Below are 23,998 nucleotides of genomic sequence, written 5' to 3'. Positions count from 1 at the left end.
GCGCCGCGTGTGCATTCTGGCAGGCGCCACCGACAACCCGGCTGTCAGGCACGCGCCGTGGACACCACCAGCGCCGCGTCCCGAACATCGGGCACCGGGTGGCGGCGCAGCACGCGCACCAGCTCGCGCCAGGCCGGTGACCAGCCGCTCCGGCCACCGCCCGCCCGCACCAGCTCGACCGCGAACTGTCCGGTGGCCGCCGCGCCCTCGGCCGCCAGTTCCCGTGCGACGGCCAGCAGCGTGCCCGGGTCCGCAGGTGTGGCGGGCGACGCGGCCAGCCGGCGTCTGAGGGCCCGCGCGGTGGCGGCGGCCAGCGCCGGGCGGCCGTGGTGGAGGATGGCCAGCCGGGCGAGCGCGGGTTGGAGGAAGACGGGTTCGGCGTCGAGGTCGACGGCGGCGAGCAGCAGTTGGGCGGCGTCGGGGACGAAGGTCGGGTGGCGGGCGAGGACCTCGCCGGCCTCGGCCGCGAGCGTGCGGGCCTCGGCGGGCCGGCGGTCGGCCGAGGCGGCCAGCTGCCGGGCCAGCAGGCGGACCCGGGCGCGGGAGGGGCGGTCGGCGTCGACCTCGGCGTCCGGGGTGTCGTCGTGTCCGTCGGCGGCGGCCAGGTGGTCGAGCAGGGAGAGCAGGCCCGAGCGCGGTCCCGGGGCGGTCAGGGCGAGGTGGGCCAGGGCGTGAGCGGCGGAGCGCCACGTGCCGCGCGTGCTCGTGTCGGCGACGGCCCAGGCGAGCACGCGCGTGGCCTCCGGGGCCCACGGGCCCCAGTCGCGCAGCGCGCCGTGGACGGCCGCGGCCAGCTCCCTGTCGCGGGTGGCGGACAGGCCGGTGACGAGCCTGGCGTACCGGGCGCGGTGGTGTTCGGGCAGGTCGAACGGCACGACGCGCAGCACGGCGCGGTGGAGTGCGGAACGGTCCGGGTCGCCGGCTCCGTCGCCGTGGTCGACGGCGTCGGCGCCGGCGGGACCGGCGGGGCGGGCGGCGTCGTCGAGGATCCGCCACGCCTGCTCCTGACCCAGCAGCCGGGTGGCGGCGGCGACGCACGCCGCCCGCACGTCCCGGTGCTCCCCGGGCCGGTCGTAGACCTCGGCGAGGAGGGCGGCGGCACGCGGCGCGGGCAGCAGGCGCGCGGCCAGCCGCGCGGCCTCCTTGCGGCTGGTGACCTTGGCCGGGCGGCCGGCCGCCGGCAGCAGCAGGTCGCGCAGCCGCTCGGCGAGCTCGCCGGGCGGCACCTGCCGCGCGGCCCGGCCGGCGGCGTACAGCGCGACGCGGGCCCGCTCGTCGCCGGCGTGGGCCAGCAGCTCCGGCAGCGCCTCGCCGGGCCGTTCGGTCCTGGCCAGGGCGGCGAGCGCGGCCTCGGCGAGCGCGGTGTCGGGCGAGCCGACCCACCGGCGGATCTCCTCCACCCCCACCTCGGGCACGTCGGCGAGGGCCGCGATCGCCGCCGCCCGCTGGCGCGTGGGAGCGGAGGCGTCGGCCGCCTCGCGCGCGTACCGCCGTGCCGCGGCGCGCTGCTGGCGCGGCAGCCACCGGTGGACGGCGCGCCCGAGCGGCGGCAGCCAGCGGGCCGGCTCCTTCAGGAAACGACCGTAGGGCGGCGTCGAGTCGAGGGCGACGTCGAGCAGGTCGGTGCGGCGCGTGGTCAGCACGCGCAGCACCGGCCCCAGGACGGCGGCGGACGGGTCGCTGACGAGGATCTCGGCGACCCGCTCGTCGCGGGTGGCGGGGTCGGCCAGCCACAGCTCGACGGCGGTGCGCACCGTGGCGTCGTTGCCGAAGAGGATGGCCTGGCGCAGCAGTTCCTGGAGCTCGGGCATGCCGGCGGCGCGGCGGCCGACCGCGCGGGCCAGGGCGAACGTCAGGCCGTGGTCGACCTTCTCGGCGCCCGCCTCCAGCCAGGGCAGCAGGGCGGTGAAGACCTGGTGCTCCTGGCCGCTTCTGAGCGTGCGGTCCAGCCGCCCGAGGTCGGCGCCGCCGGTGTGTCCCGAGAGGCGGACGATGGTCCGCAGCGACCAGCCGACGAGGTCGCGCTGGGCGGTGACGGCGTGTTCGCGCAGCACGGCCCCGGCGAGTTGGCCGAGGAGGTGTCGGGTTCGGGCGGAGGAGTCGCGGGCCGCGATGGCCTCGGCGACGACGTGGTCGAGGTGGTCGACGGACGCGTCGGTGAACAGGCGCGGGTGGACGGCCGCCAGGGCGTCGAGCGCGGCCGAGCGGACGGGGTCCTGCTCGTTGCGGAGCCGTTCGGCGTCGGCGAGGACGGCACCGACGGCGGCGGGGTCGGCGGACCTGGCGGCGTTGAGGATCAACAGCCGCCAGGCCGCGGCGCGTTCGTCCGCCTCCGGGTGGGCGAGGGCGGCGAGCAGCGCCGGTCGGGCCTCGGGGGGTGGCAGGTGGGCGAGGGCGGCGAGCTCGGCGCGGGGTGGGAGCTGGCGCTCGCGGGCGTGACGGGCCAGCCGCCTCGCCTCGGCGTGCCGCCGGGCGTGGGGCAGCAGTTCGAGGACCCGGTCGTCGGCCCAGGGGTCCCCGGCGGCGGGCCGGGCCGCCGTGGGATCGGGGCCCTCAGCGTCCGGCCGGGTGGAGTCGTGTCGCGCGCCGTCGTCGCGGGCGCCGTCCTGCCGGGCGGCGTCCTGCCGGGCGGCGTCGTGGAGTTCGGCGCGGCGGGAGGGCGGGAGGGCCCGCAGGAGTTCGGCCAGGAGTTCCGGATCGCCGGCCCACGCGCGGGCCAGTTCGGCGAGCTGGGTGAGGTCGGGCAGGTGGTGACGGACCAGGCGGCGCAGGAGGTTCCGGGGCAGGCCCACGCGGTGGTGCTGGCCGGCACGATCGGGGGCCAGCAGGAGCCGCACCACGCGGGCCGGGCCCTCCGGTCGCGCGGCGGCCAGGCGGCTGAGCCGCTGCCACAGCGGCGTGGGCAGCGCGCCGGTGTGGTAGCGCTCCAGCAGGTCCAGCACGCGGCCGGGGCGGACGGCGACGGCCCGCGCCATGCCGGCGGCGTGCCTCGCCCACCAGCCGTGGCGCAACGCCGGCGGGAGGCCGTCGAGCTGCCGCTCCGCCTCCTCCAGCAGGGCGTCCGGGTGGTGGCGCGTCATCGCGTGCCAGCTGCTCAGGGCGGCGAAGAGCTCGGGCAGGTCTCGCGCGACGCGTTCGGCTCCGCAGGCGGGCAGCAGCGCCGCCGCCTCACGGTCGCCCCACAGGGCGCGGTGAGGGTCGATCAGCTGCTCGGCCAGCGCGGTGCGGCGGCCCTCGACGATGGTCGCGAGGATCTCCCGCCGCACGACGGCGGGCGCGTCCTCCAGCGCGACCTGGAGGGCGTAGTCGCCGACGCCGGCGCGGTGCGCGGCGCGTTGGGCGCGGCGGCGCACGACGGGGTCGGGGTCGGTGAGGCGGCTGGCGAGGTACCCCTTGTCGAGCCCCGCGACGGCCGCCGCGGCGGCCAGCCGCCTGCCGTGGGTCCCGTGGCGTTCCAGCCCTTCCAGCAGGTCGGGCAGGTCGCCGCGGCCGGCGGCGGCGCGGGCGGCCAGGGCCACCTCGTGCATGCGGCGCGGGTACGGCAGGGCGTCCAGGTCGCGAAGGAGCCGGTCGGCGCTGGCGATGGTCATGCGGGGATTGTGCCGTCTGCCCCGGGCGGGAGCCGTCAGCGGGATGGCGCTACCGTGGCGGCCCCGGCGAACGGCGCCCCCGTCCTGGCCGCAGGCCGGGGGTCACTTGGCCGACCCAGCCGTACGATGCCCCCATGCGACCGCACGCGAGGACGCCTGAGGGGCTGCGAGAGCGTAGGAAGCTGCGCACGGAACAGGACCTGCTCCGCTGTGGGCTGGAGTTGTTCGTCGCCCGGGGGTACGACGGGACCACCGTCGGGGACATCGCGCACGGCGCCGAGGTGTCGGAGCGGACGTTCTTCCGGTACTTCGCCAGCAAGGAGGAGCTGGTGCTGCGCCCCCTGCGGGAGGCGAACGCGCTGTACCTCGCGGAGTTGGAGCGACGCCCCCCGGGTGAGGAGCCGCTGCGCGCGCTGCGAGAGGCGGGCCGCGGGCTGCTGCACACGATGGCGTGCGGCGGGACGCTGGAGCGGTACCTGGCGGCGCTGCGGGTGATGTGCGCGGAGCCCGACGTGCTGGCGGCGGCGCTGCGGGTGGGCACGCAACAGCAGCGCGAGGTCGCGGCGGTGCTGCGCGCGCGGGAGGGCACGGAGCCGGAGGACCCGCGGCCGTCGCTGCTGGCGGGCGCGTTCCACGCGGCGTGGCTGGTGGCGACGCTGGCCTGGGAGGAGCGCTGCGACGGCAGCCCGCAGGCCCTTCAGACGACGGCCGACAGCCACCTCGGCCTCATGCCCTCGGCGGTGCAGGGCCGATGGCGTTAGAACGGGCGCAGGCACGGGTGTGGAAACGGGCGCTGGCGCGGGAACGTCGGGCGCGCTGTCGGTGGCGGGGACACGACGCCGCCCGCACCGGGACGCGGGCATACGCGGCCCGTAGTCTGCCGTACAGGTGGGCCCCAGCTGTCGTAGTGTCACCTCCGCCACCCCATCGAGTGATATGAACGGCGGGGGTACTGCTGAATTCCTTGCGGACTGCCCGGAGTTAGCGGCAGGGTGCGGGACATGACTCAGCGCATTCAAGCCCTGACGCACCGTGGATACTCCGGAGGGACCGTGACGCTCACCGGCCGGGACACCGACTCGCACCGACTCTCACGCCACTGGTCGCTGACGGCACGCCGGGAGGACCTGGCCCGTTTCCGACGGCTGGCGTCCGCGGCGATGCGGGAGTGGGGTCAACCGCCGCACGTGGCCGAGGTGGTGCTCCACGGCGTGACCGAGCTGCTGTCGAACGTGGCCCGTCACGTCGCCGATCCGCGCTGCACGCTGGAGCTGACGCTCGTCGACCAGGCGGTCGAGGTCTGCGTCCACGACCGCTCCAGCACCCTCCCGACGATCACGCTGCCCGACTGGACGGCCGAGGAGGGCCGCGGCCTGTGGCTCCTGCGCGAGATGGCCGACGGTCTCGGCTTCGCGCCCACGGACGACGGCAAGCGCGTGTGGGTGCGCGTCAGCACCGCGCCGGAGGGCTGGTGAGCCCTCGGGGAGCCCCCCGGGAAGCAGGGGAACGGGAAACGAGCGGGAGCCGCTGACGCGGTGCCGCGTGACCGGGCGGGTCCCGCCCGGGCGGCGGCCGTCCTCTGAAGCTCGTCGCGGCCGACACCGCTCGCGGCCCAGGGCGATAGCCGAGAACGCCAGGGTGATGACGTGGCGGGCCGGGGTCCCGGATCGGCGTCCAGGGCAGGTCAGCGCTGGCGCGCCAGGCGGCGGCGAGGGTGTCGCGGGCCCCACGCCGGAGCCGCTGACGGCCGGGGCGCCGGACCGGGTGGCTGCTGGTGCGGACGGTGCCGGCCAGGACCGCGGCGGCGACGCCGTGGGCGGTCGGCTCCTCCGTCCGGGGCCCGGGCGGGGGACGCGCCCGGGCGTTCACCGTCGCGCTGGCGCAGACGCTGGCCCTCCCGTTCCTTCTCGTCCCCGACCCGGAGCAGGCCGCCGGTCTCGGGCAGCACCCGGAGGAGACCGCCACCGCCGTGGCCCAACCTCCCCGCCTCCGGGCGGAGCCGCCACGTCACCGGTTCGGGCGTCGTGGCCTCGTACGTCGCCGGCGGGGCGACGCGGCGAGGCCACCCGCCCTCCGTCGTGGCCGCGGGCCCACCCGGCGTAGGCCCGGGTGGGCCGGCGGACTCGACGGGTTCGGTGGGTCCGGCGAGCGGGGTGGGGCCTCAGCCCGCGGTGGGGCTGAACGGCTCGCCGCGCTCCGCCCTGGCGACGAGGGCCGCGGGAGGCGCGAAGCGGTCGCCGTACCGGTCCGCGAGCTCGCGGGCGCGGGCGACGAAGCCGGCCACGCCGCCCCGGTACCCGTCGACGTAGCGCAGCACGCCGCCGGTCCACGCGGGGAAGCCGAGGCCGAGCAGCGAGCCGACGTTGGCGTCCTCGACGGAGGTCACGACGCCCGCCTCGAACAGCGCGGACGCCGCCAGGGCCTCGCTGAACAGCAGCCGCTCGCTCAGGTCCGTCAACGGCACCTCGGGCCCGGCCGCGCCGGCGGAGCCGCCGAAGTGCTCCACCAGCCCCGGCCACAGGCCGGTGCGCCGGCCGTCCGCGTAGTCGTAGAAGCCGGCCCCGGCCGCGCGGCCCGGCCGCTCGCAGACCTCGACCATCCGGTCGATGACCGCCTCGCCCGGGTGGGCCTCCCAGCCGGTGCCGGCGGCCTCGGCGGCGTCCCGGCTCTCGTCGCGGATGCGGCGGACCAGCGTGAGGGTCACCTCGTCCAGCAGCACGAGCACCCCGGTCGGATACCCGGCCCGGCGCGCGGCCTGCTCCACGGAGGCGGCGGGCACGCCCTCCCCGAGGAGCGCCGCCGCCTCGTGCATGCGGCGGCCGATGACCTGGGAGGTGAAGAAGCCGCGGGCGTCGTTGACGACGATCGGGGTCTTCCGCAGGTGCCGGACGAGGTCGAAGGCGCGCGCCAGCGCCTCGTCGCCGGTGCGTTCGCCCCGGACGATCTCCACCAGCGGCATGCGGTCCACCGGGGAGAAGAAGTGCAGGCCGAGGAAGTCCTCGGGGCGGGCCACGCCGTCGGCGAGGCGGCTGACGGGCAGCGTCGAGGTGTTGGTGCACAGCAGCGCGTCGGGGGCGACGACCTGGCCGACCTCCTGGAAGACCTTCTGCTTCAGGCCCGGGTCCTCGAAGACGGCCTCGATGACGACGTCGCAGCCGGCGAGGTCCTCGACCCGGTCGGTCGGGGTGATCCGTTCCACGACCGCGTCCCCCGCCGGGGCCACACGCTCCCTGCCGCGGCGTGCCGCCTCCAGCGTGACGTCCTTCAGCACCACCTCCAGGCCGGCGCGGGCGCAGGCCAGCGCGATGCCCGCGCCCATCATGCCGGCGCCGAGCACGGCGACCCGGGCGGCGGGGCGCCGGGGGACGCCCGCGGGGCGGCTGCGGCCGGCGTTGACGGCGGCCAGGTCGAAGCGGACGGCGCGGACCATGTCCCGCGCGGTCTGCCCCGTCGCGGTGGAGGCGGCGTACCTGGCCTCGATCAGCTCGGCGGTGGCGACGTCGACCTGGGCGCCCTCGACGGCCGCCGCCAGGATGTCGCGCGGCGCGGGGTAGGGGGCGCCGCCGGTGCGCTTGCGCAGCAGCGCGGGGAGCGCGGGGAGCGTGGCCGCCATGGCGGGGTGGCCCGGGGCGCCGCCCGGCATGCGGTAGCCGGGGGTGTCCCAGGGCTGCCGGGCCTCGGGGTGGGCCGCCAGGTAGGCGTGGGCGCGGCGCAGCAGGTCCTCGCGGTCGGTGGCGAGCTCGTCGACCAGGCCGGCGGCCAGCGCGCGGGCCGGGGTGTGGCGCCGCCCCTCCAGCAGCACCTTCTGGAGGGCCTCGGTGACGCCGAGGAGCCGCACGGTGCGCAGGACGCCGCCGCCCGCGGGGGTGAGGCCGAGGGTCACCTCGGGCAGGCCGATGCGGGCGCCGGGGGCGTCGAGGGCGACGCGGTGGTGGCAGGCGAGCGCGATCTCGTAGCCGCCGCCGAGCGCGGAGCCGGTCAGCGCGGCGACGACGGGCCGCCCGAGGGTCTCGATGCGGCGCAGCGCCCGCTTGACGCGCAGTCCGGTGTCGAGGACGCGCTGGGCCGTCGGGGGCTCCTCGCCGACGAGTGCCGCGAGGCCGGCGCCGGAGAAGAAGTCGGCGTTCGGCAGTTCGAGGACCGCGCCGAACGGTTCCTCCCCCGCCGCGGCGGCCTCGCGTTCGAGCCGGTCGGCCACGGCCTCCAGCTCCGCCGCCACCCCGTCCGGGTCGTCGGGGGGCAGGGTGAGGGTGAGCGTCGGGAACGGGTCGGCGTCGTGAGGCATGCGTGGTCTCCGAAGGACGGCTGGGGTGGAACGGTGGACGGGTGGACGGCTGGCTGGCGGCGCGGGGGTGGCGGGCGCGCGGCGGCGCGGGCGCGGTGCCGCGCGCCGCGACGGGCACGGCGGCGGTCGCCGGCACGCTGCGCGGCACGCGGCGTGGCCTGCGGCCGGGGGCGCGGCCCAGGTCGGCGGTGTCACCCGGACACCGCGCTCCCCGCGCCGCGCTCCCCGCGCCGCGCCCGCCCGGGTCAGACGCGTTCGACGATGGTGGCGATGCCCATGCCGCCGCCCACGCACAACGTGGCCAGGCCGCGGCGCAGATCGCGTCGTTCGAGCTCGTCGACGAGGGTCCCCAGGATCATCGCGCCGGTGGCGCCCAGCGGGTGGCCCAGGGCGATGGCGCCGCCGTTGACGTTGACCCGGTCGAGGTCGAGGTCCATGTCCCGCAGGAAGCGGAGCACGACGGCGGCGAACGCCTCGTTGATCTCGACGAGGTCGATGTCGTCCATGGTCAGGCCCGCGCGGGCCAGCGCCTTGCGGGTGGCGGGGGCGGGGCCGGTCAGCATGATCGTCGGGTCGGACCCGGTCACGGCGGCCGAGACGATCCGGGCGCGGGGGGTGAGACCGTACCGCTCGCCGATCTCACGGCTGCCGACGGCGACGAGGGCCGCGCCGTCGACGATGCCGGAGGAGTTCCCCGCGTGGTGGACGTGGTCGATCCGCTCGATCCAGTGGTACTTCTGCAACGCGACGGCGTCGAACCCGCCCTGCTCGCCGAGCACGGCGAAGGACGGCTTCAGGCGGGCGAGGGAGTCGGCCGTGGTGCCGGGGCGCAGGTGCTCGTCGCGGTCGAGGACGACCAGCCCGCCGGGTCCGGTGACGGGCACGACGGAGCCGTCGAAGCGGCCGTCCTTCCAGGCGGCGGCGGCGCGCTCCTGGGAGAGCGCGGCGTACTCGTCGACGTCGCGGCGGGTGAAGCCCTCGATGGTGGCGATGAGGTCGGCGCCGATGCCCTGGGGGACGAAGCCGAGCTCGTGGTTGGTCATCGGGTCCATGGCCCAGGCGCCGCCGTCGGAGCCGATCGGGACGCGGGACATCGACTCCACCCCGCCCGCCAGGATCAGGTCGTCGAAGCCGGCGCGGACCTTGGCCGCCGCGATGTTGACCGCCTCCAGACCCGAGGCGCAGAAGCGGTTCTCCTGGACGCCGGCGACCGTGTCGGGCAGGCCCGCGGCGATCGCGGCGATCTTGGCGATGTCCGACCCCTGGTCGCCGTGGGGGCTGACGACGCCGAGGACGACGTCGTCGATCGCGGCGGGGTCGAGGCCGGGCAGGCGCCGCCGCAGCGCGTGGACCAGGCCGACGACGAGGTCGATCGGCTTGGTGCCGTGCAGCGCGCCGTCGGGCTTGCCGCGCCCGCGCGGGGTGCGGACCGCGTCGTAGACGTACGCCTCTGGCCGGTCGGTGCTCGTCATGTTGGCTCCTGATGTGAGGCCCGCCGGTGGGCGGGCGGCAGATCCCAGTCGTGTGCGATCTCGTCGGCGTGTGCGCCTGGGGGTGCGGGGCCACGCCGGATGGTGCCCGGGGTGACCGAGAAACGGGGCGCCGGGGCCGGCTGGAGGGCGCCGCCGTGGCGGGTGAAGGTGGTGCGGGCCGCCAGGTGGGGGTGCTCGGGGGCCTCTCGAAGCGAGAGCACGGGGGCGACGCACGCGTCGGAGTCGGCGAAGACCCGCGTCCACTCCTCGCGGCTGCGGCTGGCGAAGCGTTCGGCGACGAGCTCGCGCAGCTCGGGCCAGTGCGCGGGGTCGTCGCGGTCCGGGGCCTGCTCGGCGATGCCGAGGAGGCGGACGAACTCGGCGTAGAACTGCGGCTCCAGCGCGCCGACGGCCATGTGCCCGCCGTCGGAGGTGGCGTACACGCCGTAGAACGGGGCGCCGCCGTCGAGGATGTTGGCCTCGCGGCGGTCGCGCCACATCCCGGCGGCGAGCAGGCCGTGGATCATGGTGGACAGGTGGGCGGCGCCGTCGACGATGGCCGCGTCCACGACCTGGCCCTCGCCGGTGGCGCGGGCGTGGTGGAGGGCGGCCAGGACACCGACGACGAGGTAGAGGGCGCCGCCGGCGTAGTCGCCGAGGAGGTTGGCGGGCGCGGCGGGCGGCCCGGCGGCCGGTCCCGTGAGGCCGAGCACGCCGGTGAGCGCGAGGTAGTCGATGTCGTGGCCGGCGCGGTCGGCGAGGGGTCCGTCCTGTCCCCAGCCGGTCATGCGTCCGTAGACGAGGCGGGGGTTACGCGCGTGGCACGCGGCGGGGCCGACGCCGAGGCGCTCGGCGACGCCGGGGCGGAAGCCCTCCACCAGGGCGTCGGCGCGCTCCGCGAGGTCGAGCACCAGCGCGCGGCCGGCGTCGGTCTTCATGTCGGCGCGGATCGAGCGCTTGTTGCGGTGGGTGAGGTCGTCGGCCGGGTCGACGCCCGTCCACGGGCTGCCGGGGCGGTCCACGCGGACCACGTCGGCGCCGAGGTCGGCCAGGAGCATCGTGGCGAACGGTCCCGGCCCGATGCCGCCGAGCTCCACCACGCGCAGGCCCGTGAGCGGGCCCGCGCCCTTCTCGTGCTGCCGCGTCGTCGCTGCTGTCATCCGGCCCCCAGGCGTCCGCCGCCGATGATAGGAACGCCTGCGCGCTCCCCGCAATTCTCGGGGGCGGCGGCGGACGGCTGGTGGGCGCGGGTTCAGGCCAGGTCGAGGCCCGGGTAGAGGGGGTGGCCGGCCAGCAGCTCGGCGGCACGGTCGGCGGTCTGCTTCGCGACGCCCTCGGCGACCACGTAGCTCGCCTTGGAGGGCTTGCCGCTCTTGGTGGTGCCGGGGGCGGTCCGCGTCAGCACGCCGTCGATGAGGGCGGCGACCTCGTCCATCTCGGCGGTGCCAAGGCCCCGCGTGGTGAGGGCCGGGGTGCCGAGCCGCACGCCGCTGGTGTACCAGGCGCCGTTCGGGTCGCGGGGGACGGCGTTGCGGTTGGTGACGATGCCGGCGTCCAGCAGCGCGGCCTCGGCCTGGCGGCCGGTGAGGCCGTACCCGGAGACGTCCAGCAGCACCAGGTGGTTGTCGGTGCCGCCGGTGACCAGGCGGGCGCCGCGGCGCGTCAGGCCCTCGGCGAGGGCGCGGGCGTTGTCCACGACGCGCTGCGCGTAGTCGCGGAAGGCGGGCTGCCTGGCCTCGGCCAGGGCGACGGCCTTGGCTGCCATGACGTGCGGCAGCGGGCCGCCGAGCACCATGGGGCAGCCGCGGTCGACCTGGTCGGCCAGCGAGTCGTCGCACAGCACCATGCCGCCGCGCGGGCCGCGCAGCGACTTGTGGGTGGTGGTGGTGACGATCTGGGCGTGCGGCACCGGGTCGAAGTCGCCGGTGAGGACCTTGCCGGCGACGAGGCCCGCGAAGTGCGCCATGTCCACCATGAGGGTGGCGTCGACCTCGTCGGCGATCTCCCGCATGAGGCGGAAGTTGATCAGGCGGGGGTAGGCGGAGTACCCGGCGATGATGACCAGCGGGCGGAACTCGCGCGCCGTGGCCCGCACCGCGTCGTAGTCGAGGAGGCCGGTCTCCGGGTCCGTGCCGTAGCTGCGCTGCTCGAACATCTTGCCGGAGATGTTCGGGCGGAAGCCGTGCGTGAGGTGACCGCCCGCGTCGAGTGACATGCCGAGCAGCCGCTGGTTGCCGAAGGCCCGGCGCAGCTCCTCCCAGTCCGCCTCGGTCAGGTCGTTGACCTGGCGGGCGCCGGCCCGCTGAAGGGCGGGGGCCTCGACGCGGGCGGCCAGGATCGACCAGAAGGCGACGAGGTTGGCGTCGATGCCGGAGTGCGGCTGGACGTAGGCGTGGCGGGCGCCGAACAGCTCGCGGGCGTGCTCGGCGGCCAGCGCCTCGACCGTGTCGACGTTGCGGCAGCCGGCGTAGAAGCGGTGGCCGACGGTGCCCTCGGCGTACTTGTCGCTCAGCCAGTTCCCCATGGCGAGGAGGACGGCGGGCGAGGCGTAGTTCTCGCTGGCGATCAGCTTCAGCGACTCGCGCTGGTCGCGCAGCTCGGCGCCGATGGCGTCGGCGACGCGGGGTTCGACGCCGCGGACGACCTCCAGCGCGGAGCGGAACGCGGTGGACTCGGTGTTCGGATGCGTCATCTGGGCCTCCTGGACGGAACGTCGCGACGGCCCAGGCGCACGGCTCACGATCGCTGCCTCGGATTCGCTGCTGCGAGGGCCGCTTCCTGATGGTTGACCCCATCCGTACGCGCCAGTCACGGCCCGGTGCGAGGGTATCAGTGACGCCCGCCGGCGTGCCGGGTGAATGCGGCGAGCTCCGCGCGGGTCGGCGGGTCGGCCCCGGTGCGGGTGCAGGTGAGCGCGGCGGCGGCCACGCAGCGGGCCAGCACGGCGCCGAGCAAGGCGCGGTCGGTGGGCGGCCCGCCGTGGGCGGCGACGGCGTCCAGCAGCGCCGCCTGGAAGGAGTCGCCCGCGCCGACGGTGTCCACCACGGCGACGGGCGGCGCCGGCACCCGCGCGACGTGGCCGTCGGCGGTGACGGCGAGGGCGCCCTCGGCGGCGAGGGTGACGACGGCCAGCCGCGGCCCCAGGGTCAGCAGGGCGCGGGCGGCGTCGAGGGGCGCGAGGTCGGGATGGAGCCAGCGGAGGTCCTCGTCGCTGGCCTTCACCACGTCCGTGACCTCGGCCAGGCGGCGCACCGCGACGCGGTAGGCGGCGCGGTCGGGCTGGACGGCCGGGCGGACGTTGAGGTCGGCGGCGACCGTGCGGCCCCGGCGCCGCTGCTCGCGGCAGAGCTCGGCGACCCGGGAGGCGCCCGGCTCGACGACGGCGGCGAGGGAGCCGGTGTGGAGGACGGCCGTGTCCTCGGGCACGGTCAGCTCGCGGGGGTCCCAGGCGGCGAGGAAGTCGTAGCTGGCGGCGCCGTCGTGGTCGAGGGAGGCGATGGCGACGATGGTGCGGCCCGGCGGGCCGGTGGGGGCGCGGTGGACCGGCAGGCCGGTCCCGGCGAGGTGGGCGGCGACCAGTTCGCCTGGGGCGTCGTCGCCCCAGGCCGTGACGAGGGTGGCGGGGCGGCCCAGGCGATGGAGGCCGACGGCCACGTTCGACGGGCTCCCGCCCGGCACGGCGCGCACCTCGCGCTCGCCCCGCCGCCACAGCAGGTCGACCAGGGCCTCGCCGACGACGGTCACCCGGCCGCCGGCCGGCCCACCGGCCGTCACCCGGTCGTCGGTCACGGTGGCTCCTCCTGGTCCTGGCTCGCGGGTCCTCGGGTCGGGGCGACGCGAGAGCGTCATCGTGCGCCGCCGGGCGGCGGATGGGCAAGGAGGCGGGACGGGGCGCGACCGTCAGGGCACCGTCGCCGTGGTGAGGAGGTGCCCGCTCGCGCCGAGCAGCGCGGGCTCGCGCTCGACGGCACGCAGCAGGCGGAGCACCACCTCGCGCCGTTCCGGGTCGTCGAGCCGTTCGACCATGCCGCCCACGAGCCAGGCGGCACCCTCCAGTCCGTGGACCACCGCGTCGGCGAGGCCGGCCTGGGCGAACTCGCCGGGAAGCTCGGCCGGGTCGTGGAAGTACGCCTCCGTGAAGAGCGTGGCGTCAGCGCCCTGGACACCCGTGCGCACGATCCGAAGGGCCTCCTCCCGCGCCGACGGGTCGTCGGCGAAGCCCTGGAGCAGAGCGTCGTGGAACACGGCCCAGCGGCTGATCGCGGCGGCGGCGACCAAACCGCCGGGGCGCGCGACGCGGCGGGCCTCGGCCAGGGCCCGGACGCGTTCGGCGCGGTCGGGCAGGTGGTAGAGCGGGCCGAGCAGCAGCACGGCGTCGAAGGAGTCGTCGGCCTCGGCGAGGCGTCGGGCGTCGCCGAGGCGGGCGGAGAGGCCCCGCCCGCAGGCCTGGTCGACGTGGAGCGGCACCGGGTCGAGGAGTGCGACGTCGTACCCGTCGGCCACCAGCCACGCGGCGTGGACGCCGCTGCCGCCGCCGACGTCGAGAACGCGGGCGGGCGCGGGCGGCAGCGCGCGGCGCAGCACGTCCTGGGTGCGCCAGAACTCCAGCCGCTCGGCGGCCGGGCGCCCGGGGTCGGTCGCGAGGCGACCGTCCTCGCGGCCCTGCTCGTAGGAGGCGCGGATGCCCGGGCTCAGCGTCGGCTCCGTCGGTGTCATGCCCGGATCGTGGCTGGTGGCGCGGGGTCGCGGCAACGCTATGTTGGTGCGATGTGCCAGGAGCGGGCGGAGGAGATACGGGTGCCGGTGGGGCCGGGCGCTGAGCGCTGGGCCACCCGGGGCGGGTGCCGTCGGGTGCTGCTGGTGGTGCACAACGTCACGGCCGCGACGCGGCTGTTGGACGTGCTGCCGCTCCTCGACGGCGACGCGCGGCTCCAGCTGCTGGTGACCTGTCCCGGCTCGTCGCCGTTCCGGGCGGGGATGGCGGCGCTGTGGGAGCGGATCGGGCTGCCGGTGCTGCCGTGGGAGCAGGCGTCGCGCACGCGGGTCGACCTGGCGGTCGCGGCCAGCTACGGCGGTCAACTCCACGCGCTGGACGGCCCGTTGATCGTCCTGTCGCACGGCGCTGGATACAATAAGAGACTCGCCACACCGGACACCGGACACCGGACACCGGACACCGGACACCGGACACCGGACACCGGACACCGGACACCGGACACCGGAGACGGCGGTGCGCCCGTCTTCGGGATCGCCCCCGAGTGGCTTCTCCACGAGGGCCGGCCGGTCGCCGACGTCACCGTCCTGTCCCACCCGGAGCAGCTGGCGCGGCTGCGCGCCGCCTGCCCGCCGGCGGCGGCCACGGCGCGGCTCGCGGGCGACCCCTGCTTCGACCGCCTGCTGGCGGCCCGCCCCGACCGTGACCGTTTCCGCCGCGCGCTCGGCGTCGCCGACGGGCAGCGGCTGGTGGTGCTGAGCTCCACCTGGAACCCCGGCTCCCTGTTCGGCAGCGACCTGCTGCCCACGCTGCTGGCCCGGCTCGCGGCCGAGCTGCCGGCGGACGAGTACCAGACCGCCGCCGTGCTCCACCCCAACCTCTGGTACGGCCACGGCCCCGGCCAGGTCCGCGCCTGGTGCCGGGAGGCGGTGCGGGCAGGGCTCGTCCTGGTCGACCCGCTGGACGACTGGCGCCAGGCGCTGCTCGCGGCCGACTGCGTCGTCGGCGACCACGGCTCCGTCACGTTCTACGCGGCGGCCCTCGGCACGCCCGTGCTGCTCGGCGCCTTCCCCGAGCACCAGCTCGACCCGGACTCACCCGTCGCCGCGCTGGGCAGGACGGCCCCGGCGCTGCGGCCCGACGCGCCGCTGCCGCCCCAGCTCACGGCCGCGATCGAGGGCCACGACCCGGAGCGCCACGCCCCGGTCACCGCCCTCCTCACCTCCGCGCCGGGCGAGTCGGCGGCGCGGCTGCGCAGCCTGTGCTACGAGCTGATCGGCCTCCCCGAGCCCGCCACCTCTCCCGCGCTGCTGGGCCCGCTGCCGCTGCCGGCCTACCGACCGCCCGTCCGCACCGCGCCGTTGACCGCCCTGACCCGGCTGCGGGGAGCCGCCCACGGCGCGCCGCCGGAGATCGAGGTGGCGCGCTTCGCGGGCCCGGCGCCCGCGTCCGGGTACGCGGCGCACGACACCCACACCGTGGTGGCCGAGGACTGCCCCGACCCCAGCCGGCTGTCGTTGGCCAGCGTCGTCGTGCGCCACGGCGCTGAGGACGACCCGCGCCTCGGCCCTGCCGGCGCCTGGACCGCCGAGGCCGCCGCGCGGTACCCGTACGCCGCCCTCACCGTCTTCGTCGGCGGCCCCGGGCGGTGCACGGTGCGCACCGGGGACGGGCGGCTGCTGGTGCTGGCCGCCGCGCGGGACGCGCGCGGCCGCGCCGACCTCGCGGATCCGGCCGTCTACGCCTCCGCTCTCTACGCCTGGCTGAGCAACGGCGGGTCCGTGGCGGACCTGGGCGGGGGGATGACCGTGCGGACCGGGACCGTCCGCCACCGGGTGACCGTCAGCCCGGCTCCCCTGCCGGGCCCCCTGGCTCCTCCCCTGTGACGCCGGAGGCGGGACCCGGGGCGGGATCGGCATCGGGATCGGCATCGGGGTCGGGATCGGGGGGATCGACCGTGGGGTCGCCCGCCAGGTCGGCCGCGAGGTCCTCCGGCGTCCGCGCCTCGCCGAGGGCGACGCGCAGCTGCCACGCCCGCTCGACCAGGGCGCGCCGCCGCGCCGGCTCCGGTTCGCAGCGGGCGCGCAGCTCGGCCACGTGGGCCTCCTGGAGCACCGCGCCCTCGGCCGTCATGATCTCCAGCGCCTCGTCGAGCGGCCCGGCCGCCCCGGCGGCGTCGCCCGCCGCCAGCCGCGCCTCGCCGAGGCAGGTGAGGACGCGGCCGACGTTGTAGAGGTCGGGGACGGGCAGGGCGCGCATCGCGCGCAGCGCGGCGTCGAGCTGGTCGAGGGCGTCGGGGAAGCGCCGCCGGCCCGTCAGGGCGCGGCCGACGTGGAGCGCCAGCAGCGCGAGGGCCCGCGGGTCGCCGGCCTGTTCCGCGAAGGGCAGCGCCGCCCGCAGGTATCCCTCGGCCGCCTCGGCGTCGCCGCGTTCCAGCCGCAGCAGGCCGCGCGACTCCAGCGCCGTGGCCCTGCCGCGCGGATGGTCCTCGGGCTCGGCGGCGAAGGCGCGCCCGAACGCGGCGTCGGCGGCCTCGTCCTGGCCGCGTGCGCGCTGCGAGAAGCCGCGTTGCACCAGCATCCGCGCCTCGGCGCGGCGGTCGCCGAGGGCGCGGGCGGCCTCGACGCCGAGGGCGTGGGTCGTCAGGCAGTCCTCGTGGTAGCCGAGGCGCAGGTGGAGCGCCCACATCGACTCGCACAGCTGCCACGCCGTCTCCGGCAGGCCGTGCGAGGCCGCGACGCCGACGGCCGCGACGAGGACCGCGCGCTCGCGGCGCAGCACGCGCAGCGCCGCCGCGGCCTCGTCGGAGGTCGGTGGGCGCGTGGCCCGTTCGGCCGCCAGCCGGGCGGCGAGCTCGCCGAGGTACCAGCGGCCCGGCATCACCGTGGTCTGCGCGGTGGCGGCGGTCGTGAGGCACCAGGCCGCCCAGTCGCCCACGGCGCGGGCGACGTCTGCCGCCGGCTCGGGCTGGGTGGCCGCGTGGCGGTGGGCGGGCGCGGTGAGCCGGTAGCGGTCCGCCTCCCGCACGAGGAGGTGGCGGCGGCTCAGCTCGTCGAGGAGGGAGCGCGTGCGCGCGGGGTCGCGGCCGGCGAGCGCGGCGACCGAGGGGTCGGCGAGCCAGAGCGCGGGCAGCCGCCCGAGGAGCCGGTGCAGCCGCGCGGCCTCGGCGGTCAGCCCCGCGTAGCCGCGCGCGACGGTCGCGGCGGTGGGGTCGGCGTCGGGGCGCGGTCCGCCGTCGCCGCGCAACTCCCGGGCGATGGCCCGCCAGTCGGGCTCCACGTCGAACTGGGCCTGCGCGGCGACCTCACAGATGGTGCGGGCGTGGCCGTGGCAGAGCCGGAGCGCCTCGCGGGCGGCGGCCCCGCCCGAGCGGACGCGTTCGCGGCCGGCGACCTCGGCGAGCAGCGCCTCGTCGTCGGGCGGCATGAGGGGCCCGACGTGCACCACGCGCGCGCCGTGGTCGTGGACGAGCGCGGGCATGCGGTGGCTGGCGGTGATGACGGTCAACGAGCCGGCGCCGCCGACCAGCAGGGGCGCGACCTGCTCGGCGGAGCGCGCGTTGTCGAGGATCAGCAGCGTCTGGCGGCGGTCGAGCCGGCGGCGGAGTTCGCGCAGCTTGCCCGGCAGCTGGGCCGGAATCCTCTCCAGCGGGACGCTCAGGTCGTGAAGGAGCTCCGTCGCGGCCTCCTCCGGCGTCTTCTCCCGTCCGGGGACGCCTCCGGCGAGGTCGACGCGGAGGTGGTCGTCGGGCAGCAGGTCGCCCAGTTCGGCCGGGAGGTGTCGGGCGAGCTCGCTCGTGCCGGCGCCGGGGCGCTGGCCGAGCAGCAGCAGGCGCACCGGCCGTTCCCGGGCGGCGGCGGCCACCAGCCGGCGGGCCGTGGCCAGCTGCTCGCGGCGGTCGACGAGCCGGCGGTGGGGCGCGGGGACGCGGGCGGGTGGCAGCTCGCCGTAGCGCAGCAGGACCTCGGTCACGAGGTGGGAGGTGGCGCGGTCCTCGCGCGCGGCGCGGACGATCTCCTCCGCCAGCTCCCGCATCCGGTCGGGAGCGCCCTGGTCCCCGGCGCGTCGGCCCGACGCGACGGCCTCGTCCTCGTCCCGGTCCCCGTCCCCTGTCCCGCCCGCGGCCCCGTCCTCGTCGGTGCCCCGCGGTGTCACGGGGTCCTGCCCCGCGCCGCGCCGCAGCCGGAGGCGGCCGAGCAGCGCGGCGACGGGCCCCAGGCCCCGGCGGCCGGCCTCCTCCCCCGCCCCGGTCACCATCGCGTGCGCCAGCGTCCCGACGAGGGCCGCGCCGAACAGCTCCATGTCCCCCTCCGTGCCCGTGCGTGTCCGCCCGCGTGCGCCGCGAGACGGCCAGCGTCACCGTACCCGCCTTCCGCGGCCCCGGCACCTCCGGTGCGCGGTCACCTCACGTCCCGTCAGGGACCGGACGTGGGAGGATGCCCCGAGCGGGGGATGGATGGTGCCGGAGGAGGTGACCTGGGCCATGGCAGGAACGGGCGAGGAACTGACGCGGGAGATCGACACCATGGTCGCCAGCGTCGCGCGCATCTACGACTACGCGCTCGGCGGCAAGGACAACTACGCCGTGGACCGCGAGGCGTTCGACCACATCGAGTCGTTGGCGCCGAGCACCCGACCGCTGGCGGTGAACAACCGCAGGTACCTGGCGCGCCTGGTGCGGATCCTGGTCGAGGACTACGGCGTCCGGCAGTTCCTCGACCACGGCTCGGGCCTGCCGGCCCAGGACAACGTGCACCAGATCGCGCAGCGCCTGGACCCCGACGCGCGTGTGGTCTACATCGACCGCGACCCGATGGTGCTGGCCCACCGGGCCATGCTGGAGGACAACGAGAACACCGTCGTCGTCCACGCCGACATCCGCGACACGGACGGCGTCTTCGACCACCCGGACGTGGTGCGGCTGATCGACCTCTCGGAGCCGGTGGCCGCGCTCTTCGTCTCGGTGCTGCACTGCGTCCCGGACGCGGACGACCCCGGCGGGCTGCTGCGGCGGGTGGTGGACCGGCTGCCGTCGGGCAGCTTCGTCGCGGTGAACCAGCTGGTCAGTGAGGACAGGGAGCTGTGCGACTGGACCAGCGGCTTCCTGTCCTCCGTCACCCGCGGCAGCTGGGGCCGGGTGCGGCAGCGGCACGAGGTGCGCCGCTGGGTCGAGGAGTTGGGGCTGGAGATCCTGCCGCCGGGGCTGGTGGAGGTCAGCACCTGGCGTCCCGACTCGCAGCTGGGGCCCCGGCAGCTGACCAACGAGTGGATCGAGTTCGGCGGCGTGGGGCGCAAGCCGTGACACCGGCGGCCGGGCGCGGGGGGCGTCGCGGTTTCCGGCGGTGACCCGCCCTCCCCGAGCTCCCTCTCGGGCAGGCCCTCCTCGGGCAGACCCTTCTCAGGCCCGCCGGAGGCCGTCCAGCAGCCGCAGCCCGTCGAGGAACTCCGGCGTCTTGCCGTGCGGCTCGGCCGTGGCGCACAGGCTGTCCATCACCGCCATGTAGTCCTCGACGTCCTCGCGCTTGTCGAGGTAGAGCGCGCTGTTGAGCTGCTCCAGGTAGACGATGTCGGGGAGGTCGGGCTCCGAGAACCGCAGGATCGTGATCGGGCCACCCGCCGCGGCGAGTCCACCGAGGCGGAAGGGGGCGATCTGGAGCGTGATGTTGGGGCGCTCGGCCAGCTCCCGCAGGTGCCTGATCTGCTCCCGCATCGCGGCCTCGCCGCCGAGCGGCCGCCGCAGCGCCGCCTCGTCCACGACGGCCCACAGCCGGGGCGCGTCCGGGCGCATCAGCAGCTTCTGGCGCTCCATCCGCAGCTCGACGCGGCGGTTGACCTGGCGGTCGGAGGAGCGGGGGTTGCCCAGCCGGATGCAGGCGCGGGCGTAGTCGGGGGTCTGGAGCAGGCCGGGGATGAACTGCACCTCGTAGGTGCGGATGATCGCGGCGGCCTCCTCCAGGCCGATCAGCGTCTCGAACCAGCTGGGCAGCACGTCGCTGTACTTCTGCCACCAGCCGGGCGTGGTGGCCTGTCGGGCGAGGGCGAGGAACTGCGCGCGCTGCTCCTCGTCGGTCACGCCGTAGAGCGTGAGGAGGTCGGCGATGTCCCGCTCCTTGGCGCCCACCCGGCCGAGTTCGAGACGGCTGATCTTGGCGTGCGAGCCCCGGATCGCGTCCCCGGCGGCCTCGCGGCTGATGCCGCTGCGCTCACGGAGCCGGCGCAGGTGCGTGCCGAGCACGATCCGCAGCACCGTCGGCCCGCCCCGGGGGTGGGACAGGAGATCGGTGACGGATGATGCGCGAAGTGGCTGAGCTGACGCCATGTGTATCCCTTGCCGCGTGAATATGCGCCCAGTCTTTCACCGTTGGGGCGCGAGGTACAGGCGACCCCTGCGAGCGTTCCCCAGCGGACCACCGGGATTCTAGTCAGACCCCAGGGGCGAGGAGGTCGTCGAAGTCGCCGTCGCGCGTGCCCTCGATGAAGGCCACCATCTCGGCGTGCGTGTACACGAGCGCGGGGCCGTCGGGGTCCCGCGAGTTGCGCACCGCGACCTCGCCGCCGGGGAGCCGGGCGAGCTCGACGCAGTTCCCGTTGGGGTTGCTTCGTCCGCTCTTGCGCCAGACCGCGCCCCGAAGGCTGCTGGCCGGGAGTCCGTTGACGAACTGCGGCATGTCTTCTCCTACGTTCTGTACGCCGGATACGCCGCCCGGGATCGGCCGGGACGGCGCCTGATCGAATAGTGCCCCGGATCCGGCGTTCTTGCATCTGTTCTTGCATTCGTTCTTTCAGATGTACTTGCAGGGCTGCGCCCGGTCCACCAGGATGGGCCGGCGGGAGGAGCCGTCGACACGTCAGGTCCAGGGACCCAGGACGGTGCGGAGGTCTACATGACAACTCACACGGCGCGATGGATCGGCGAGGACGCGATCGACGGTGCGGTGGGCACCACGAGAGCCGGGGCCATGGCACCGCTGCCCCCCGCCGGCTGGCTGCCGTTCGCCGCCATGGCGGGACAACCGGCGGCGGTGCGGCCGTACGGCGACGGTCGGCCCGGCACGGGCGCGGGGGAGGGCGCGCGGTCGGCCGGCTTCGCGACGTTCCCGTTGGCGTGCGCGGCCGAGTCGCCCCACACCGCGCGGCGTCTGACGCGCCGGACGCTGACGGGCTGGGGCCTGGAGAGGCTGGTGGACGACGCCGCCGTGGTCGTCTCCGAGCTGGTCACGAACGCGCTGCGCTACGGGCTGCCCCCCACCGCGCGGCACAGGCCGCTGCCCCCCGCCTCGCCCGACCAGCCGTTCCTGTTAAGCCTGGTGCACTGCGGCGGCTCCGTACTCTGCGCGGTCTTCGACCCCGGCTGCGACGTCCCCCAGCCACGGGAGCCGGACCACCTCCGGGAGTCGGGACGTGGTCTTCAGGTGCTCGCCTCCCTGGCCGAGAGCTGGGGATGGACCACACCGGACCGGCACGGCAAGGCCGTCTGGGCGGTGCTCCAGACGGCGCGGGATGACGCGGACCCGACGCGGTCGGGCACGGCGACGGGGGCCCAGGAGGCGCCCCGCGGCGCGGGGGAGACGCTCCTGGGCCCGGCGGACGCGGAGTGGGAGCCGCTGACCCGGCTGCTCCTGCTGCTGGAACTGCTCAGCGGCCCCTCCTGGCTGAAGGCCCTCGGCACCTCCGCCGGGACCTCGCAGGACGACGACCAGGAGCGGGGACACCTCCTGTGAGGGGATGTCCGCACGGTCTCCCGGCCCCGAGGGGTCAGGGGGCGGAGGGCCCCGGAGGCGTGCGGGCGGCGACGTTGATGCGGTTCCAGGCGTTGATGGTGGCGATCAACGCGACCAGGTGGGCCAGTTCCTCGGAGGAGAAGTGCTTCTCGGCCCGCGCGAACACCTCGTCGGGCACGAAGCCGTCGGTGAGCAGGGTCGCGGCCTCGGTCAGGGCCAGCGCCGCCTGCTCCCGCTCGTCGTAGACCCCCTCGACCTCGTCCCAGGCGGCGAGGAGGTGGAGGCGCTCGGGCGACTCCCCCGCCTCCTGGGCCGCCCTGACGTGCATGTCCAGGCAGAAGGCGCAGCGGTTGATCTGGGAGGCCCGGATCAGCACCAGCTCGGCCACGACCGGCTCGACACCCTTCTTGGCCAGCCGGTGCACGCGCACCATCGCCTGGTGGACCTCGGGGGCGTGGTGCTGCATGTCGATACGTCGGGTTGCGCTCATGCCACGACCGTACGACCGCCAGTGGCCCAGGCTATGGTCCAATTCCATGGAAGATGACTGGGCCACTTCGTCCTCGGCCGGCCTCGACCTGCATCTCGACCTCCGCGTCGACGTCGCGGGCTCGGGCGGGAAGCGGGCGGGCCTGACACGGGCGCTGCGGGAGGCGATCCGCGACGGACGCCTCGCCCCCGGCACCCGCCTGCCGTCCTCCCGCTCGCTCGCCGCCGACCTGGGCATGGCGCGGAACACCGTGGCCGACGCGTACGCGGAACTGACCGCCGAGGGATGGCTCCTGGCCCACCAGGGCTCGGGCACCCGGGTGGCGCCACGGCACGACGGCGGCTCGGAGCCCGACGGCGCGATCCCGTCCACCCCGTCCATCCCTTCCAGCCTGTCCATCCCGTCCCCCGCGTCGGCACCAGGCGCCCGCACCACGCCGCGTGCCCGTTCCCGCTGGGCCTGGGACGCGCCGCAGCCGCGCTACAGCCTGGTCTCGGGACACCCCGACCCCGCCGGCTTCCCGCGCGCCGCCTGGCTGCGCGCCGCCCGCCGCGCCGTGACCGAGGCGCCCAGTGAGGCGTTCAACCCGGGTGACCCGCAGGGCCGGCACGAGCTGCGCGTGGCCCTGGCCGCCTACCTGGCCCGCGCCCGCGGGGTGCGCACCGACCCCGGGCGGATCGTGATCGCCGCGGGCTTCTCGCACGCCCTGGGCATGCTGGCCGAACTCGTTCCCGGCCCCGTCGCCGTGGAGTCCTACGGGCTGGCGCCGCACCGCCGCATCCTGACCGCCGCCGGTCTCGCCACGGTGACGCTGCCCGTCGACGAGCACGGCGCCCGCGTCGGGGAGCTGCCGCGGTCCGGCGCGCGCACCGCGCTGCTCACCCCCGCCCACCAGTTCCCGACCGGCGGATGGCTGCCCGCCGCGCGCAGGACCGCCGTGGTCGACTGGGCCCGTACCACCCACGGGCTGCTGCTGGAGGACGACTACGACGGCGAGTTCCGGTACGACCGGCAGCCGCTCGGGGCCGTGCAGGGGCTCGACCCCGAGCACGTGGTCTTCCTCGGCTCGGTCAGCAAGAGCCTCACGCCCGCGGTGCGGCTGGGCTGGCTGGTGCTGCCGGAGCGGCTGGTCGGCCCCGTCCTGGACCTCAAGGGCGAACGGGAGCTGCGCTGCGGCGTCCTCGACCAGCTGACGCTCGCGGAGTTCGTCCGCTCCGGCGGCTACGACCAGCACCTGCGGCGGACGCGGCAGCGCTACCGGCGGCGCAGGGACCTGCTGCGGGCGGCGCTCGGCGAGCTGGCCGGGCACGTGCCCGGGCTGCGGGTCACGGGCATCGCGGCGGGGCTGCACCTGCTGGTGGAGCTGCCGGACGGCGCGGAGGAGCCGGTCGTCGCGGCGGCGGCGCGGCGGGGGCTCGCGCTCCAGGGGCTGCGGGGGCTGCGGCACGCGGACGGCGCGGGGCCGTGGCGCGAAGGGCTGGTCGTCGGGTTCGGCACGCCCCCGGAGCACTCCTTCGCGGGGGCGGTCGCGGCGCTGGGGGACGCGGTGCGCGACGTGTTCCCGCCACCGGCGGGTTGACGGGGCGTCGTCCCGCCGACGCCGGGTCGTCGCACGCGCGCCCCATGCTGGGACGGCGCCGGAGCCTGTCCGGTGGAGCGTGCCGGACCGGGCCGCGTCGCCTGGTGCCGCTCTCTCCCGGTCCCCTGGCGGAGACCAGCAGTACCC

The 23,998-nt window shown here is 76.6% G+C and carries 17 protein-coding genes and 1 riboswitch; of the genes, 6 read left to right on the top strand and 11 right to left on the bottom strand.

All coding sequences use genetic code 11. From position 1 onward, the window contains the following. Positions 1 to 44 precede the first annotated feature (44 nt). Positions 45 to 3,590: a hypothetical protein gene (locus ACTWP5_RS13345; protein ID WP_443221113.1), complete on the bottom strand. Its 3,546-nt coding sequence runs from the start codon at positions 3,588 to 3,590 to the stop codon at positions 45 to 47. Positions 3,591 to 3,724: 134 nt separating this feature from the next. Between ACTWP5_RS13345 and ACTWP5_RS13340 the strand changes: the two genes are divergently transcribed. After that, complete coding sequence (locus ACTWP5_RS13340) at positions 3,725 to 4,351, top strand: TetR/AcrR family transcriptional regulator (RefSeq protein WP_443221112.1); 627 nt, start codon at positions 3,725 to 3,727, stop codon at positions 4,349 to 4,351. A 240-nt stretch (positions 4,352 to 4,591) separates the two neighbouring features. Continuing rightward, the gene (locus ACTWP5_RS13335; protein WP_443221111.1) at positions 4,592 to 5,065 is read left to right on the top strand and encodes an ATP-binding protein; all 474 of its coding nucleotides are present in this window, start codon (positions 4,592 to 4,594) and stop codon (positions 5,063 to 5,065) included. A gap of 686 nt (positions 5,066 to 5,751) precedes the next feature. Here the strand turns inward: ACTWP5_RS13335 and ACTWP5_RS13330 are convergent. From ACTWP5_RS13330 to ACTWP5_RS13305, 6 genes are all read right to left on the bottom strand, one after another. Beyond that, the gene (locus ACTWP5_RS13330) at positions 5,752 to 7,875 is read right to left on the bottom strand and encodes a 3-hydroxyacyl-CoA dehydrogenase NAD-binding domain-containing protein (protein ID WP_443221110.1); all 2,124 of its coding nucleotides are present in this window, start codon (positions 7,873 to 7,875) and stop codon (positions 5,752 to 5,754) included. A 245-nt stretch (positions 7,876 to 8,120) separates the two neighbouring features. Continuing rightward, complete coding sequence (locus ACTWP5_RS13325; protein WP_443221109.1) at positions 8,121 to 9,347, bottom strand: acetyl-CoA C-acetyltransferase; 1,227 nt, start codon at positions 9,345 to 9,347, stop codon at positions 8,121 to 8,123. Next, entirely contained in the window at positions 9,344 to 10,507 is a 1,164-nt protein-coding gene (locus ACTWP5_RS13320; protein ID WP_443221108.1) for a CaiB/BaiF CoA transferase family protein, read from the bottom strand. The genes ACTWP5_RS13325 and ACTWP5_RS13320 overlap by 4 nt, the downstream gene beginning before the upstream one ends. 92 nt (positions 10,508 to 10,599) lie before the next feature. Continuing rightward, a complete protein-coding gene (locus ACTWP5_RS13315) occupies positions 10,600 to 12,087 on the bottom strand; it encodes a glycine hydroxymethyltransferase (protein ID WP_443221107.1) in 1,488 nt (495 codons plus the stop codon). Next, positions 12,062 to 12,169: riboswitch (ZMP/ZTP riboswitch) on the bottom strand. It overlaps the preceding gene by 26 nt. A gap of 7 nt (positions 12,170 to 12,176) precedes the next feature. After that, a complete protein-coding gene (locus ACTWP5_RS13310) occupies positions 12,177 to 13,136 on the bottom strand; it encodes a carbohydrate kinase family protein (RefSeq protein WP_443221106.1) in 960 nt (319 codons plus the stop codon). A 111-nt stretch (positions 13,137 to 13,247) separates the two neighbouring features. Further along, positions 13,248 to 14,063 (bottom strand): class I SAM-dependent methyltransferase, encoded by an 816-nt coding sequence (locus ACTWP5_RS13305; protein ID WP_443221105.1) that lies wholly within the window; start codon positions 14,061 to 14,063, stop codon positions 13,248 to 13,250. Between the two features lie 51 nt (positions 14,064 to 14,114). Here ACTWP5_RS13305 and ACTWP5_RS13300 point away from each other — a divergent pair, with 51 nt between their 5' ends. Continuing rightward, positions 14,115 to 15,947: a hypothetical protein gene (locus ACTWP5_RS13300; protein WP_443221104.1), complete on the top strand. Its 1,833-nt coding sequence runs from the start codon at positions 14,115 to 14,117 to the stop codon at positions 15,945 to 15,947. On the opposite strand, the gene ACTWP5_RS13295 is transcribed toward ACTWP5_RS13300, so the two are convergent. After that, positions 15,904 to 18,363, bottom strand: a complete 2,460-nt coding sequence (locus tag ACTWP5_RS13295) for a tetratricopeptide repeat protein (protein WP_443221103.1) — start codon at positions 18,361 to 18,363, stop codon at positions 15,904 to 15,906. The two genes, ACTWP5_RS13300 and ACTWP5_RS13295, sit on opposite strands and share 44 nt — an antisense overlap. 181 nt (positions 18,364 to 18,544) lie before the next feature. Here ACTWP5_RS13295 and ACTWP5_RS13290 point away from each other — a divergent pair, with 181 nt between their 5' ends. Next, the gene (locus ACTWP5_RS13290) at positions 18,545 to 19,363 is read left to right on the top strand and encodes an SAM-dependent methyltransferase (protein WP_443221102.1); all 819 of its coding nucleotides are present in this window, start codon (positions 18,545 to 18,547) and stop codon (positions 19,361 to 19,363) included. Positions 19,364 to 19,459: 96 nt separating this feature from the next. Here the strand turns inward: ACTWP5_RS13290 and ACTWP5_RS13285 are convergent, their stop codons facing one another. Further along, complete coding sequence (locus tag ACTWP5_RS13285; RefSeq protein ID WP_443221101.1) at positions 19,460 to 20,380, bottom strand: helix-turn-helix domain-containing protein; 921 nt, start codon at positions 20,378 to 20,380, stop codon at positions 19,460 to 19,462. 103 nt (positions 20,381 to 20,483) lie between these two features. Beyond that, the gene (locus ACTWP5_RS13280; protein ID WP_443221100.1) at positions 20,484 to 20,729 is read right to left on the bottom strand and encodes a DUF397 domain-containing protein; all 246 of its coding nucleotides are present in this window, start codon (positions 20,727 to 20,729) and stop codon (positions 20,484 to 20,486) included. 216 nt (positions 20,730 to 20,945) lie between these two features. Here ACTWP5_RS13280 and ACTWP5_RS13275 point away from each other — a divergent pair, with 216 nt between their 5' ends. Then, positions 20,946 to 21,782 (top strand): ATP-binding protein, encoded by an 837-nt coding sequence (locus ACTWP5_RS13275; RefSeq protein WP_443221099.1) that lies wholly within the window; start codon positions 20,946 to 20,948, stop codon positions 21,780 to 21,782. Between the two features lie 34 nt (positions 21,783 to 21,816). On the opposite strand, the gene ACTWP5_RS13270 is transcribed toward ACTWP5_RS13275, so the two are convergent. Further along, positions 21,817 to 22,272, bottom strand: coding sequence for a carboxymuconolactone decarboxylase family protein (locus ACTWP5_RS13270; protein WP_443221098.1), 456 nt, complete (start codon positions 22,270 to 22,272; stop codon positions 21,817 to 21,819). A gap of 46 nt (positions 22,273 to 22,318) precedes the next feature. On the opposite strand from ACTWP5_RS13270, the gene pdxR reads away from it, so the two are divergent. Further along, entirely contained in the window at positions 22,319 to 23,851 is a 1,533-nt protein-coding gene (gene pdxR / locus ACTWP5_RS13265; RefSeq protein WP_443221097.1) for a MocR-like pyridoxine biosynthesis transcription factor PdxR, read from the top strand. Positions 23,852 to 23,998 lie beyond the last annotated feature (147 nt).

Source organism: Streptomyces sp. 4N509B (assembly GCF_052245655.1).
Classification (GTDB): Bacteria; Actinomycetota; Actinomycetes; order Streptomycetales; family Streptomycetaceae; genus Streptomyces.
The sequence above is the reverse complement of the archived record's forward strand: the minus strand, read 5'-3'. Positions and strand labels throughout refer to the sequence as shown.